This is a genomic window from Mycobacterium paraseoulense (genome assembly GCF_010731655.1).
In the GTDB taxonomy this organism is placed as follows: Bacteria; Actinomycetota; Actinomycetes; order Mycobacteriales; family Mycobacteriaceae; genus Mycobacterium; species Mycobacterium paraseoulense.
Map to the genome: position 1 here is coordinate 5,322,749 of NZ_AP022619.1, position 13,207 is coordinate 5,335,955.

Consider the following 13,207-nt stretch of genomic DNA (forward strand, 5'->3'; position numbering starts at 1 on the left):
TAGGTATAGATCGCTGTACCCAGATAAACATCTAGGTACACTAAACGCAACCCAGACGGGGAGGTGATCTATGACACTGCTGCAGGGACCGCTGGCCGATCGCGATGCCTGGTCGGCCGTGGGCGAGTGCGCGATCGAGAAGACCATGGCGGTGGTGGGCACCAAATCCGCGATGCTCATCATGCGCGAGGCGTATTACGGCACCACGCGCTTCGACGACTTCGCCCGCCGGGTGGGCATCACGAAGGCCGCCACCTCGGCGCGGCTGTCCGAGTTGGTCGAGCTGGGGCTACTGAAGCGCCAGCCGTACCACGAACCCGGGCAGCGCCGCCGCCAGGAATACGTGCTCACCGAGGCCGGCATCGACTTCATGCCGGTGGTGTGGGCGATGTTCGAGTGGGGCCGGCGCCACCTGCCGGGGCACAACCGCCTCCGGCTGACCCACCTCGGGTGCGGTGCCGAGGCGGGCGTCGAAATCCGTTGCGCGCAAGGCCATAAGGTGGCGCCCGACGAGCTCGGCATGCGGCTGGCTAAGTCTGGTTGAGCGCGGCCAGCAGCCGCCGGGCCGCGGCCACCCGGCGGGCGGCGGGGCCGGACAACGCGTCCAGCGCGCATTCGGGGTCGGCGGGCGGCCCCATGTGCCCGCAGCCGCGCGGGCAGTCCTCGATCGCCTCGGCGAGGTCCGAGAAGGCCATCAGCACGTCGTCGGGTTGGATGTGGGCCAGCCCGAACGAACGGATGCCCGGGGTGTCGATCACCCAGCCCGATGTGGCCAGGGGGAGCGCGACCGATTGGGTGGAGGTGTGCCGGCCCCGGCCGATGTCGGTGACCTCGCCGACGGCCCGTTCCGCCTCGGGCACAAGGCGATTCACCAACGTCGATTTGCCGACGCCGGAATGCCCGAGCAGCACGGTGATCTTGCCGGCCAGCAGGTCGGCCACCGCCAGCAGCGGGTCATCGCGGCCCGCGACGACTACCGTCAGGTCCAGGTCGACGAACTGCGCGGCGAACGGCTCCGCCGGCGCGAGGTCGGTCTTGGTCAGGCACAGAATCGGCGTCAGCCCGCCGGCGAAGGCGGCGATGAGCGCGCGGTCGACCAGGCCGGTGCGCGGCGGCGGGTCGGCCAGCGCCACCACGATCAGCAACTGGTCGGCGTTGGCGACCACCACGCGTTCGGCGGGGTCGGTGTCGTCGGCGGTGCGGCGCAACACCGTTCGCCGTTCCCCGCGCCGCACGATGCGGGCCAGGGTGTCCAGCCGCCCGGACAGATCGCCGACGATGTCGACGTCGTCACCGACCACGATCGGGGTCCGGCCCAGTTCCCTGGCCCGCATGGCCGTGACCCGCCGATCGGGGTCCCCGCCGAGCACGCACCCCCAGCGGCCCCGGTCCACGCTGACCACCATCGCGGGCTGGGCGTCGGCGTGCTCGGGACGAGTCTTGGTGCGCGGTCGCGAGCCCCTGCCGGAGCGGACCTTGACGTCGGACTCGTCGTAATCGCCGGGCCTCAAATATCGGACTCCAGCATGTGTGCCCACAGCTGCGGAAACTCGGGCAGCGTCTTGGAGGTGGAGCCGATGTCGTCCACCTGGACCCCGGTCACTCGCAGCCCGATGATCGCGCCCGCCATCGCCATCCGGTGGTCGGCGTAGGCGCGCCACACCCCGGGCCGCAACGGCGTCGCGGTGATCACCAAGCCGTCGGGTGTTTCCATGCAATCGCCGCCGAGGCGTTTGATCTCGGCGCTCAGGGCGGCGAGCCGGTCGGTCTCGTGACCCCGCAGGTGGCCGATGCCGGCCAGGCGCGACACCGAGCCGGGCTTGGCCAGCGCGGCGAGGGCCGCGACCGCCGGGGTGAGTTCGCCGACGGCGCGCAGGTCGACGTCGAACCCGTCGTAGTCGGCCGAACCCTGCACCTCGAGGAACGAATCACCTTGGTTGACAACGGCGTTCAGCTTGCCCAGAACGGTCAGGATGTTCTCGGCGGGTTGCACGCTGGCGGCCGGCCAGCCGGTGATGCGGACCGTTCCACCGCTGACCACGGCCGCCGCCAGGAACGGCACGGCGTTCGTCAGATCGGGTTCCACCTCCCAGTGCCGGGCCGCGACCGGACCGGGGCGCACCCGCCACTGGTTGGGGACCGAATCGTCGACGTCGACCCCGGCCTGCCGCAGCATCTGCACGGTCATCGCGATGTGCGGCGCCGACGGCAGCGTCGCGCCGGTGTGCTGCACGGTCAGGCCCTCGGCGAACGACGGCGCGCACAACAGCAGCCCCGAGACGAACTGGGACGACGCCGAGGCGTCGATGGCCACGGCGCCCCCGGCGACCGACCCGCTGCCGTGCACCCGAAAGGGCAGACCGGCGCCCTCGATCGGCACGCCCAGGCCGCGCAGGGCGTCGAGCAGCGGCGCGATGGGCCGCGCCCGGGCTTGCTCGTCGCCGTCGAACTCGACCACCGCCTCGGCCAGCGCAGCCAGCGGCGGCACGAACCGCAGCACCGTGCCGGCCAGCCCGCAATCCACCCGCGCGTCGGGCCCGGGCGCGATGCGGCCGCTGACCGTCAGCTCGGACCCCTCGCCGTCGACGCGCAAACCCAGTGCGCGCAGCGCACCGATCATCAGGTCGGTGTCCCGGCTGCGCAGCGCCCCGCTGATGCTCGGGGTGCCCCCGATTGGCGAGCCCTGCGCGGCCGCCAGCGCCGCCAGCACCAGCGCCCGGTTGGTCTGCGACTTCGAGCCCGGAACGGTCACGATCGCGTGCACCGGTTTCGGCGCGCTGGGGGCCGTCCACATACTCACCGGTCCATCATGGCGTGTCACCGACTTCTGCCACCATGGAAGGTATGTGCGGACGGTTCGCGGTCACCACGGATCCCGCGCTGCTGGCCCAGAAGATCAAGGCGATCGACGAGGCCACCGGCGCCTCGGAGGGCGCCGGCGCGCCCAATTACAACGTGGCCCCGACGTCGACCATCGCGACTGTCGTCAGCCGGCACAGCGACCCCGACGACGAACCCACCCGACGGGTCCGGCTGATGCGCTGGGGCCTGGTGCCGCCATGGGCCAAGGCCGGTTCCGACGGGGCACCCGAGACCAAAGGCCCGATGCTGATCAACGCCCGCGCGGACAAGGTCACCGCCTCGCCCGCGTTCCGGTCGAGCGCCAAGTCGAAGCGGTGCCTGATCCCGATGGACGGCTACTACGAATGGCGCGTGAACGACGCCGTCGCCGGCAAGAAGTCCCGCAAGACGCCGTTCTTCATGTACCGCGAGGACGGCGAGCCGCTGTTCATGGCGGGCCTGTGGTCGGTGTGGAAGCCCGCCAAGGACGCGTCGCCGCTGCTGAGTTGCACGATCATCACCACCGACGCGCCCGGGGAGCTGGCCGAGATCCATGACCGGATGCCGCTGGTGGTCCCCGAACGGGAGTGGGACCGCTGGCTCGACCCCGACGCCCCGGTCGACGAAGAGCTGCTGCGCCGGCCGCCCGACGTGCGCGGCATCCGCATGCGCGAGGTCTCGACGCTGGTCAACAACGTCCGCAACAACGGCCCGCAGCTGCTCGAGCCGGCCGGCCCGGAACCCGAGCAGGCGACCCTGCTCTAGTCGCTGAGGCGGACTTAGCATGCTTGTGTGACTGCCTCGTACACATACTCATTCGACGACATCCGGAACCGTCCGGTCGCGGTGGTCGGGGCGGGAACGCTGGGCCGCCGCATCGCGTTGATGTTCGCCAGCCGCGGCGGCACCGTCCGTATCTTCGCCCCACGCGCCGAACAGCGCGCCGCCGCGGTGCACTACGTCGCGGAAGCCCTACCGAAGCTGTTGCAGGACCGCGGCTTTGGTGAACTGGGTGGCGCGACGGCCGCGGGGTCGCTGGAAGAGGCGTTGGACGACGCCTGGCTTGTCGTGGAGTCCGTCCCGGAGAAACTGGAGATCAAGATCGCAACGTGGGACCAGATCGACCAAGCCGCGCCGCCGGACACCATCTTCGGCACCAACTCTTCGTCGTATCCGTCGCGCCTGGTGGCCCGCGGCGTGCGCGACAAGACCCGCTTGTGCAACACGCACTTCTACATGCCGCCCGAGGCCAACGCCGTCGACCTGATGTCCGACGGGCAGACCGACCGCGGCCTGCTCGACACCCTGCTGACCGTGCTGCCCGAGTTCGGCGTTCATCCCTTCGAGGCGCGCAAGAAATGCACCGGCTTCATCTTCAATCGCATCTGGGCGGCGATCAAGCGCGAGTCCCTGGCCGTGGTCGCCGAGGGTGTGGCCCGCCCAGAGGATGTCGACGGGATGTTCAAGAGCAACCTGGGCGTGCCGGCCGGCCCGTTCCAGATGATGGACGCGGTCGGGCTGGACGTGGTGCTCGACATCGAGAACCACTACGCCGACGAGTTCCCGCACCTCCCCAGGCACGTGCGGGAGTTGCTGCAGTCGTACGTCGATGCCGGCAAGCTCGGCGTGAAATCGGGCGAAGGTTTCTACAGTTATCGGTCCGGGGCGTGACCGTGACGCCGCCGAGCCAGTCCCGGCCGAACGCGCGGCCTAATTGCTGAGAACCAGCTTCCAGTTACCGTTGACGTTACGATCCGGAATACACCAGAAGTTGTTCCAGGTACCCGGCGTGGTGGCCTTCACGCCCGGCCCGGCGTTCTGGCACGCCTCCCGGGTTGGGTAGTTACCCTCGGTCTGAAATGTGTCGGCGTGGCTAACGACCACGCCGGTCGTCATCAACCCCGCGAATGCCAGTGCGCCGGCGGCAAGGATTGTCCCGGCGCGCGCTTTGCCGGCCGATTTCTTGACACCCGGCCGCGTCCCGTTGAACGATCGCTTCGTTTCCATTCAATCCTCCTGTGGCGCTCCATCTGGTGGTCCGTGAGGGGGAGACGAACCCGCGTTAGCGCAAAGTGTAGGACCACACGAGCCCACGAGCCGCCCGAACCGGGCAACGTCGTTTGGTTCCCGCCGAAGAATGGACGGCGCGGACGCGCGGTTATCGCGCGGCCCCAGACAATGCAACGGGAATTTGGTTCAACGTTTGTCCGCGAGACCCGCGCGTGATACCGAATTGTTTCGCCAAAGACATTTTCTTTGCGCCGACGATGGCGAACCATATTGGCATGACGAATACCGACCAGACCGTTTTTGAGGGTCCCCTGCAGCAACTCGCCCGCAGCGCGTGGCAGTTGCTTTTGCTCATCGGTGTCCTGGCGGTGGCACTCGGTGCCATCGTGCTGGCTTGGCCAGGCAAGACACTATTCGTGGCGGGTGTGCTGTTCGGCATCTACCTGGTGGTTTCCGGGATTGGATACGTGTTTGCCGCGTTCGGCACACACACCGGGGCCGCGATGCGGGTGTTGACGTTCATCACCGGCATCGTGTCGCTGGTCCTCGGCCTCTTTTGCTTCCGCGACAAATTCGAGGCGGTCACCCTGCTGGCCATATGGATCGGAGTTAGCTGGCTGTTTCGCGGATTCACCCTGCTCGCGGCGGCGCTGTCGTTCGACCACCTGCCCGGCCGCGGCTGGCAGGTGCTGTCCGGGCTGATCATCGTGATCGGCGGCGCCGTGCTGATCGTCTCGCCGCTCGACTCGATCGCCGTCCTGACCCTGGTCGCCGGCTGCTGGCTGATCGCCATCGGCATAGTGGACATCATCACGGCGCTTCAAGTTCGCAGCCGGGCCAAGGGCGTGGCGGGAGTCTAGGGGAGCCGCCGCTCAGCCTCGAACACCAGACACAGCTCCGCGACATCCCTTGGCCGCGAAAGTGATCGGCCGGTCAACTCCTCGATGCGGCGCAGCCGGTGCCGCACCGTGTTGGGGTGGCAGAAGATCTTCGACGCGGCGTCGCTGGCGGAGCCGCCCGAGTCCAGCCAAGCCTGGAAGGTATCGAGAAGGACCGCGCGCTCCTCGGCGGGCAGTTCGTCCACCCGCCGGAACAGCGACGACCTGATCTTTGCCATCGCCTCGGGCGCGCTGACCGCCAACACAGCCAGCGGGGTGTCGTCGAAGACCGAGATCAGGGACGCACCAGACGGTTTGCCGGTGAGCGCCAACCGGGCTAGTCGCAACGCGTCGCTGGTTTCGGCCAGTTCGCGAAACGGCGGGCTGATGCCGACCCGCGCGATCGCGACGTGGCCGAGCATTTCGACAAGGGTGTTCAGGGCTTGCACGCTGGGTCGAAGATGGGCTACCTGCACCAGCTGCTCGCGGGCGCCGTCTGGACCAGCCTGTTCGCGTTGCCGGCCGTGCGGCAGGAGACGCTGATCGTGGCGGGCACCGACGACCCGATCATCCCGGTGGTCAACGCCCGCATCCTGCACGCTTTGCTGCCCCATTCGATGCTGCACCTGCATTCGGGCGGGCACATCGACGTCGTACACAACGCGACCGAGCTCGCGCCCGTCATCGAGAAGTTCTTGGCCGAACCTGGCGAACGGGCATAGGCGCCCGCGGACTCTCTAGGTCGTAAGGTCCGCCGTGACCGCGCCGGTCAACCGGATCAGGTCCCGCGGTGAAACCCCGACGTCCCAGCCGCGGCGGCCCGCGCTGCAGTACACCCGGTCCCAGCCCAGCGCGCCCGCGTCCACGACGGCCGGCAGGGCCTTGCGCTGCCCGAACGGCGACACGGCGCCCACCGGGTAGCCGGTGGCCCGCTGGGCCACGGCCGGGTCGGCCATGCTCGCCTTGGCCACCCCGAGCGCCGCGGCGGCCGCCTTCAGCGAGAGCCGGGCCGGCACCGGCAGCATCGCGACCGCCAGCCCGCCCGGCACGGCGACGACCAGGGTCTTGAAGATCTGTTCGGCCGCGATGCCGCGCTCCGTCAGCGCGTGGACCGCCTCGACGCCGAACGACCGCTCGCGGGGATCGTGGTCGAAGGTGACAACCTCGTGCGCCACGCCGGCTTTCACCAACGCGGTAAGCGCGGGCGTGGCGGCGCCAGGCACGGCGCAGGCCCCGACTAGGGGCCGGAGTACCCCGGCGGGTTCACGCCGTCGACCCAGAAGTCGACACCGAGCTGCCCTCCCGGTACGCAGTTGTAGACCGACAGGTCGGTGACCCCGGACTCGACCAGCACGTCCTCGCACAGCAGGGTGTTGCCGGTGTACTCGCGGGCGGGCTTGTTGAGGATGACGTAGGCCGCGTCGGAGTACACCTCCGGCTTGCGGGCGCGGCCCATCGCCTCGTCGCCGCCGAGCAGGTTCTGCACCGCCGCGGTGGCCACCAGCGTGCGCGGCCACAGCGTGTTGGACGCGATGCCCGCCTCGCGCATCTCCTCGGCGATCCCGAGCGCGCACAGCGTCATGCCGAACTTGGCCATCATGTAGGCCGTCGGCTTCAGCCATTCCTTGCCGAGCAGCACCGGCGGGGAAAGCGTCAGGATGTGCGGGTTCTCCGCGGCCTTGAGGTGCGGGATGCAGGCCTGCGACACCGCGTAGGTGCCGCGCACCTGGATGCCGTTCATCAGGTCGAACCGCTTCATCGGCACCTCGGTGATGGACCCCAGGTTGATCGCCGACGCGTTGTTGACGCAGATGTCGATGCCGCCGAACCGCTCGACGGTCTTGGCGACCGCGGACTCGACGGAGTCCGGGTCGCGGACGTCCCCGACGATCGGCAGGGCCGCCCCGCCCGCGTCCTCGAGCTCCTTGGCGGCGGTGTACACCGTGCCCGGCAGCTTGGGGTGGGGCTCGGCGGTCTTGGCGATCAGGGCGATGTTGGCGCCGTCTTGGGCGGCGCGCTTGGCGATCGCCAGGCCGATACCGCGACTGGCGCCGGAGATGAACATGGTTTTGCCCGCAAGGGACGTGGCGTGGGACATGGCGTCACATTAACGTCCTGGCCCGCTCGCGCGGATCGGGGGACGGGCGGGCCCGGATTCCGGGGGAAATAGCACGTCGGCCCCCGCTGTTGAAGCAAGCGGTCTCTGATGTGACGTGGGTGCACCCGGGCAGACACTGTCGGTGGCAGCCTCTAGATTGGGAGGAGCGGTTTGGTGTCAGCGGCGACGAGCCTGTTGGACCGTCCAATGGGTGCCGAGCAGTTGGCTTGCGTTCCTGCAAGCCCGGTGGCGCTTTCAGTGCTGCCCGGCGACACCGCAGCAGAAGGGACCGGGTTCATCGACATGGCCGACCAAGACGGCGCGACAGCACGCGAGGTTCCCGATGCCGCCCCGCAGGAGACGGACGCGGAGCTCATGGCGCGTTTCGAGCGCGACGCGATACCGCTGCTGGACCAGCTCTACGGCGGCGCCCTGCGCATGACGCGCAATCCCGCCGACGCCGAAGACCTGCTGCAAGAGACGATGGTGAAGGCGTACGCCGGGTTTCGTTCCTTCCGGGCCGGCACCAACCTCAAGGCGTGGCTGTACCGGATCCTGACCAACACCTACATCAACAGCTACCGCAAGAGGCAGCGCCAGCCGGCCGAGTACCCGACCGAGGAAATCACCGACTGGCAGCTGGCCTCCAACGCCGAGCACTCGTCCACCGGGCTGCGCTCGGCCGAGGTCGAGGCGCTCGAGGCGCTGCCCGACACCGAGATCAAGGAAGCACTGCAGGCGTTGCCGGAGGAATTCCGGATGGCCGTCTACTACGCCGATGTCGAGGGGTTCCCGTACAAGGAAATCGCCGAGATCATGGACACGCCCATCGGGACGGTAATGTCACGGCTGCACCGCGGCCGGCGTCAACTGCGTGGGCTGTTGGCGGACGTGGCCAAAGAGCGGGGCTTCAACCGCGGCCAGCAGGCGCACGAGGAGGTGTCGTCATGAGCGAGCTTTCCGGCCCCAGCGACACCTGCCCCAACGACGACGCCCACGGCGCCGTCGGCTGCGCCGAGGTGATCCGCCAGGTCTGGCTCCTGCTCGACGGTGAGTGCACGCCGGAGTCGCGGGACCAGTTGCGCCGCCACCTCGAAGCGTGCCCCGGCTGCTTCAAGCATTACGGCCTCGAGGAGCGGATCAAGGCGTTGATCGCCACCAAATGCCGGGGCGAGAAGGCCCCCGAAGGCCTCCGCGAGCGGCTACGGCTGGAGATCCGGCGGACCACCATCATCCGTGAGTCGCGGTAGCGGTCCTCAGGCGTTGGGCCGCTTGCCGTGGTTGGCTTTGCTGTGCTTGCGGTCGCGCTTCTTACGGCCCCGTTTGGCCATGGTCGAACCCTCCGTCGATTGTCTGTGATGCGGGCGCCCGGCGCCCGTCAGCCTGCCGCCCAGTCTCTCACGGAAGTCGGACGCGGCGACAACGGCCCGTGCGCCGCTTCGGCGAGCGAACGGCGTCAATCGGCTCGCCGCCAAAAATTCCCGCCGGCTTCGGTTTGTCCCATCCTTCCGTCACACTGCTACACGTGAAGACGACAGCCTCGATTCGGGCATTCGGTCTATCTCGGATGGCACTGGGTCTGTGGCTCGCGCTCGCGCCGCGACGGCCCGGCGAACTGTGGTTCGGCGAACCCAATCCCGAAGTGGCAGGCACCGCGCTCTTGCGCTGTATCGGCGGACGGGACCTGGGCATCGGGCTTGGCCTGGTGGCGAACGCTACGCCCGACTCGCTGTGGTTGAAGGTCGGCATCGTCGCCGACGCCGTTGACACCGCAGCCACGCTGCTGGCGAGCCGTCATATGACGCGAAGGAGCGCGCTCATCGGCGTCGGCGGCGGGGCCACCTACACGCTCATCGGCAGCCTGATGCTGCTCAGAGGGCGGCATCGTGCGCGTACAGCCCCCGCAGGCCTGACGTAACTACCACCGGCACAGCATCAGAGGCCCGCGTGCCGCGGCCCCGGCCGCACCTATGGTTCGATATAGCTGAGCTTGACCAGCAGCCAGCACACGCGAATGGCCGATACGAGTGGGGTGAAGATGGCCGAGGATGTCCGCGCCGAGATCGTGGCCAGCGTGCTCGAAGTCGTGGTGAGCGAGGGCGATCAGATCGGCAAAGGCGACGTCGTGGTGTTGCTGGAGTCCATGAAGATGGAGATTCCGGTCTTGGCCGAGGTCGACGGCACCGTCAGCAGGGTGAGCGTCTCGGTGGGCGATGTCATCCAGGCGGGCGACCTGATTGCCGTGATCAGCTAGCCGTTGGACCGTCTGTTGCCGGGGATGCCCCGGGGAGTGAGTGATGTCGACTCTCGGTGATCTGCTTGCCGAACACACCGTGCTGCCGGGCAACGCGGTGGACCACCTGCATGCGGTGGTGGGGGAGTGGCAGCTGCTGGCGGACCTGTCGTTCGCCGACTACCTGATGTGGGTTCGCCGCGACGACGGCATGTTGGTGTGTGTGGCGCAGTGCCGGCCGAACACCGCGCCCACGGTGCTGCTCACCGACTCGGTGGGCAGTGTGATCGCCGCCGACCGGCTCACGCTCGTCGCCGAGGCCTTCGAATCCGGCACCGCCCAGCGGGATTACGGTGCGGGCCAAAAGGATTCATTGCTGCCCGGCCCGCACGTCGAGGCCTCGCCCGTGCGGTACGGCGGCCGGGTGGTGGCCGTGCTGACGCGCCATCAAACCGCCGGCGCGGCCGACCGCACCTCCGGCCAACTGGAGACCGCCTACCGGGAGTGCGCGAGCGACCTCGTCCACATGCTCGCCGACGGCACCTTTCCCGACGTCGGGGACGTCGTCATGTCCCGCTCCACGCCCCGGGCGGGCGACGGCTTCATCCGGCTGGACGTCAACGGCGTCGTCGCGTACGCCAGCCCCAACGCGGTGTCGGCCTACCACCGGATGGGCCTGACGAGCGAGCTGGAGGGCCGCAACCTGGTCAAGGTGACGCGGCCGCTGATCTCGGATCCCTTCGAGGCGCAGGAGCTGGCCGAGCACGTGCTCGACCTGCTCGCCGGGGGGAAGAGCATGCGGATGGAGGTCGACGCCGGCGGCGCCACGGTGCTGCTGCGGACGCTGCCCCTGGTGGTCGACGGCGCCGGCGCCGGGGCGGCGGTGCTGATCCGCGACGTCACCGAGGTGAAGCGCCGCGACCGGGCGCTGATCTCCAAGGACGCCACGATCCGCGAAATCCACCACCGGGTGAAGAACAACCTGCAGACGGTGGCGGCGCTGCTGCGCCTGCAGGCCCGACGGACGGCCAACGCCGAGGGGCGCGAAGCCCTGATCGAGTCGGTGCGCCGGGTCTCGTCGATCGCATTGGTGCACGATGCGCTGTCGATGTCGGTCGACGAACAGGTGAACCTCGACGAGGTCATCGACCGGATCCTGCCCATCATGAACGACGTGGCGTCGGTGGACCGGCCGATCCGGATCAACCGGGTCGGGGACCTGGGTGTGCTGGACTCCGACCGGGCGACCGCCCTGATCATGGTGATCACCGAATTGGTTCAGAACGCGATCGAGCATGCGTTCGACCCGGCGGTCGAGGCGGGGTCGGTGACCATCCGTGCCGAGCGGTCGGCCCGCTGGCTCGACGTCGTCGTCCACGACGACGGCCGCGGGTTGCCCGAGGGCTTCAGCCTGGAGACGTCCGACAGCCTCGGTCTGCAGATCGTGCGGACCTTGGTGTCGGCCGAGCTCGACGGCACGCTGGGCATGCGCCAGGCCCCGGCCCGCGGCACCGACGTGGTGTTGCGGGTGCCGATCGGCCGGCGGGCACGACTGGTGATATAGGCCTGACACAACAGTGCGGCCCCGACTTTCGTCGGGGCCGCACTGTTTGCTCTGAGTGAATCAGACTCCGCTGCGGGCCTTCGTCCGGGCATTGCGACGCTTGAGGGCGCGCCGCTCGTCTTCGCTCATGCCGCCCCAGACGCCCGAGTCCTGGCCGGTATTCAGGGCCCAGGACAGGCAATCCGTGGTCACCGGGCACCGATTGCAGACCAGTTTCGCGTCAGCGATCTGCGCGAGCGCCGGGCCGCTGTTCCCTACCGGGAAGAACAGCTCCGGGTCCTCGTCGCGACAGACCGCCTTGTGGCGCCAATCCATACGTTCTCACTCCTCACTGAGTGCGCAGCAAGGCGCACGGCCAATTTTCTTCGGCTGTTAACGCGTGCACAAGAAAAGGGTCCGTACCCCTATCTAAATTTCTGCATGCAACCTTTCGATCGTTTCACAGGCTCAACAGAAGTCAATAGGCCCGAGTTAGCTCGTGGGCTATCTCACTTTGATCATTCGGTAGCCGAGCCCTTACTCCGTTGTACTACACTGACGGGCCCCTCTCACGGAAAAATTTCGCCGCCCCGCCCGTAGGCCCGTCGTTGGCGCAGGTCAGAGCGGATTCTTCCGGGGTGGCGCGACCACCGCGAGCGCGTCCGGTACCGCCCTGTACGTCATGGTTTCGCGCACGCCGAGGTAATCCCCGTCGAACTGGCAGGCGACCGGGCCCCCGGTCGAGGTGACGCGCACGCAGGGCACATCGTCCGCGGTGATGAGGTGGTCGAACTCGAACTTCGGCCGCTTGGCGAACATCTGCCGCACGATGCGCAGGGTGGGAATCGTTTTCATGGTGGTGGGCGCGAACACGCCCAGCCCCGACTCGAAGGTGCAGCCGGGATTGGTCCATACCGGCCGGTCGTTGGCGAACGTCCAGGGGCTGGAGTTGGAGACGAACGCGAAGCTCACCCCGGCGATGGGGTCGCGGCCCGGCAGTTCGAGGGTGAGCATCGGTTCGCGGCGCGTGTAGCCCCAGACGGCGGGCACCGCGGCGCGAATGTAGCGCCAGGCCGTCACCTTCCCGCCCTTGTCGCGTTCGGCCTCGACCGCGGCGACCACCTCCGCGTCGACGCCCATCCCGGTGTTGAACACCGCCCACCGCTCGCCGCAGTCGATCAGGCCGATGCGCCGCCAGGTGTGGTGGCGGTGGTAGTCGTCGAGCAGCTGGATGAGCTGGTTGGTGGCGGCGACCGGGTCCCGCGAGATGCCCAGCGACCGCGCCAGCACGTTCGCCGAGCCGCCGGGTACCACCGCGACCGCAGGCACCGGGCCGATGGGCCCCGATGCGGCGCCGGGACGGCCGAGCAGGCCGTTGACCACCCCGCTCACCGTGCCGTCGCCGCCGTGCACGACGACCAGGTCGACGCCGTCCGCGACCGCCTTCTCCGCGAGTTCGGCGCCGTGACCGCGGTGATTGGTGTGTTCGACCGTGAGCTGCAGGCGGCTCTTGAGCGCGTGCGCCAGCAGGTCGCGACCGGCCGGGGTGGTGGAGGTGGCTGTGGGATTCACGATCAGCACGGCGCGCATGAAGCACGAGCTTA

At 68.7% G+C, this 13,207-nt stretch carries 18 protein-coding genes and 1 pseudogene; 10 read left to right on the forward strand and 9 right to left on the reverse strand.

Annotation, left to right across the window (positions count from 1 at the left end; translation table 11 throughout):
- Positions 1-70: 70 nt before the first annotated feature.
- On the forward strand, positions 71-544 hold the full coding sequence (locus G6N51_RS24855; protein ID WP_083169963.1) for a winged helix-turn-helix transcriptional regulator: 474 nt from the start codon (positions 71-73) through the stop codon (positions 542-544).
- Here the strand turns inward: G6N51_RS24855 and rsgA are convergent.
- Both rsgA and aroA read right to left on the reverse strand, forming a co-directional pair.
- Positions 531-1,511, reverse strand: coding sequence for a ribosome small subunit-dependent GTPase A (gene rsgA, locus G6N51_RS24860; protein ID WP_083169965.1), 981 nt, complete (start codon positions 1,509-1,511; stop codon positions 531-533). The two genes, G6N51_RS24855 and rsgA, sit on opposite strands and share 14 nt — an antisense overlap.
- A complete protein-coding gene (aroA, locus tag G6N51_RS24865; RefSeq protein WP_163750817.1) occupies positions 1,508-2,800 on the reverse strand; it encodes a 3-phosphoshikimate 1-carboxyvinyltransferase in 1,293 nt (430 codons plus the stop codon). The genes rsgA and aroA overlap by 4 nt, the downstream gene beginning before the upstream one ends.
- A 44-nt stretch (positions 2,801-2,844) precedes the next feature.
- Here aroA and G6N51_RS24870 point away from each other — a divergent pair, with 44 nt between their 5' ends.
- A complete protein-coding gene (locus tag G6N51_RS24870; RefSeq protein ID WP_083169969.1) occupies positions 2,845-3,606 on the forward strand; it encodes an SOS response-associated peptidase in 762 nt (253 codons plus the stop codon).
- 27 nt (positions 3,607-3,633) lie between these two features.
- On the forward strand, positions 3,634-4,512 hold the full coding sequence (locus G6N51_RS24875) for a 3-hydroxyacyl-CoA dehydrogenase family protein (protein WP_083169971.1): 879 nt from the start codon (positions 3,634-3,636) through the stop codon (positions 4,510-4,512).
- 39 nt (positions 4,513-4,551) lie between these two features.
- Here the strand turns inward: G6N51_RS24875 and G6N51_RS24880 are convergent, their stop codons facing one another.
- Positions 4,552-4,848, reverse strand: coding sequence for a hypothetical protein (locus G6N51_RS24880; RefSeq protein ID WP_232078470.1), 297 nt, complete (start codon positions 4,846-4,848; stop codon positions 4,552-4,554).
- Positions 4,849-4,961: 113 nt separating this feature from the next.
- Here G6N51_RS24880 and G6N51_RS24885 point away from each other — a divergent pair, with 113 nt between their 5' ends.
- A complete protein-coding gene (locus tag G6N51_RS24885) occupies positions 4,962-5,711 on the forward strand; it encodes an HdeD family acid-resistance protein (protein ID WP_232078471.1) in 750 nt (249 codons plus the stop codon).
- Here G6N51_RS24885 and G6N51_RS24890 read toward each other — a convergent pair.
- Positions 5,708-6,151 carry a PucR family transcriptional regulator gene (locus tag G6N51_RS24890; RefSeq protein WP_232078472.1) on the reverse strand — a complete coding sequence of 148 codons (444 nt, stop codon included), beginning with the start codon at positions 6,149-6,151 and terminating at the stop codon, positions 5,708-5,710. The two genes, G6N51_RS24885 and G6N51_RS24890, sit on opposite strands and share 4 nt — an antisense overlap.
- A gap of 24 nt (positions 6,152-6,175) precedes the next feature.
- On the opposite strand from G6N51_RS24890, the pseudogene G6N51_RS29315 reads away from it, so the two are divergent.
- Positions 6,176-6,451, forward strand: a pseudogene (locus G6N51_RS29315) (poly(3-hydroxyalkanoate) depolymerase); the annotation flags it as partial.
- A gap of 15 nt (positions 6,452-6,466) precedes the next feature.
- Here G6N51_RS29315 and G6N51_RS24895 read toward each other — a convergent pair.
- Complete coding sequence (locus G6N51_RS24895; RefSeq protein ID WP_083169977.1) at positions 6,467-6,952, reverse strand: YbaK/EbsC family protein; 486 nt, start codon at positions 6,950-6,952, stop codon at positions 6,467-6,469.
- Positions 6,953-6,966: 14 nt separating this feature from the next.
- Positions 6,967-7,827: an SDR family oxidoreductase gene (locus tag G6N51_RS24900; protein WP_083169979.1), complete on the reverse strand. Its 861-nt coding sequence runs from the start codon at positions 7,825-7,827 to the stop codon at positions 6,967-6,969.
- A 303-nt stretch (positions 7,828-8,130) separates the two neighbouring features.
- Here G6N51_RS24900 and G6N51_RS24905 point away from each other — a divergent pair, with 303 nt between their 5' ends.
- Together G6N51_RS24905 and rsrA are read left to right on the forward strand one after the other, a co-directional pair.
- A complete protein-coding gene (locus tag G6N51_RS24905) occupies positions 8,131-8,778 on the forward strand; it encodes a sigma-70 family RNA polymerase sigma factor (protein ID WP_163750955.1) in 648 nt (215 codons plus the stop codon).
- Positions 8,775-9,077, forward strand: coding sequence for a mycothiol system anti-sigma-R factor (gene rsrA, locus G6N51_RS24910; protein ID WP_083169981.1), 303 nt, complete (start codon positions 8,775-8,777; stop codon positions 9,075-9,077). Before G6N51_RS24905 ends, rsrA begins: the two co-directional genes overlap by 4 nt.
- A gap of 6 nt (positions 9,078-9,083) precedes the next feature.
- On the opposite strand, the gene G6N51_RS29740 is transcribed toward rsrA, so the two are convergent.
- The gene (locus tag G6N51_RS29740) at positions 9,084-9,158 is read right to left on the reverse strand and encodes a 50S ribosomal protein bL37 (protein WP_011728008.1); all 75 of its coding nucleotides are present in this window, start codon (positions 9,156-9,158) and stop codon (positions 9,084-9,086) included.
- A gap of 194 nt (positions 9,159-9,352) precedes the next feature.
- Here G6N51_RS29740 and G6N51_RS24915 point away from each other — a divergent pair, with 194 nt between their 5' ends.
- From G6N51_RS24915 to G6N51_RS24925, 3 genes are all read left to right on the forward strand, one after another.
- Complete coding sequence (locus tag G6N51_RS24915) at positions 9,353-9,745, forward strand: hypothetical protein (RefSeq protein WP_142274875.1); 393 nt, start codon at positions 9,353-9,355, stop codon at positions 9,743-9,745.
- A gap of 120 nt (positions 9,746-9,865) precedes the next feature.
- Positions 9,866-10,081 carry a biotin/lipoyl-binding carrier protein gene (locus G6N51_RS24920; RefSeq protein ID WP_083170098.1) on the forward strand — a complete coding sequence of 72 codons (216 nt, stop codon included), beginning with the start codon at positions 9,866-9,868 and terminating at the stop codon, positions 10,079-10,081.
- Positions 10,082-10,124: 43 nt separating this feature from the next.
- Positions 10,125-11,624: a sensor histidine kinase gene (locus G6N51_RS24925; RefSeq protein ID WP_083169987.1), complete on the forward strand. Its 1,500-nt coding sequence runs from the start codon at positions 10,125-10,127 to the stop codon at positions 11,622-11,624.
- A gap of 60 nt (positions 11,625-11,684) precedes the next feature.
- On the opposite strand, the gene whiB1 is transcribed toward G6N51_RS24925, so the two are convergent.
- Complete coding sequence (gene whiB1, locus G6N51_RS24930; RefSeq protein WP_007168139.1) at positions 11,685-11,939, reverse strand: transcriptional regulator WhiB1; 255 nt, start codon at positions 11,937-11,939, stop codon at positions 11,685-11,687.
- A gap of 282 nt (positions 11,940-12,221) precedes the next feature.
- Positions 12,222-13,193, reverse strand: coding sequence for a diacylglycerol/lipid kinase family protein (locus G6N51_RS24935; protein ID WP_083169989.1), 972 nt, complete (start codon positions 13,191-13,193; stop codon positions 12,222-12,224).
- Between the last annotated feature and the right edge of the window lie 14 nt (positions 13,194-13,207).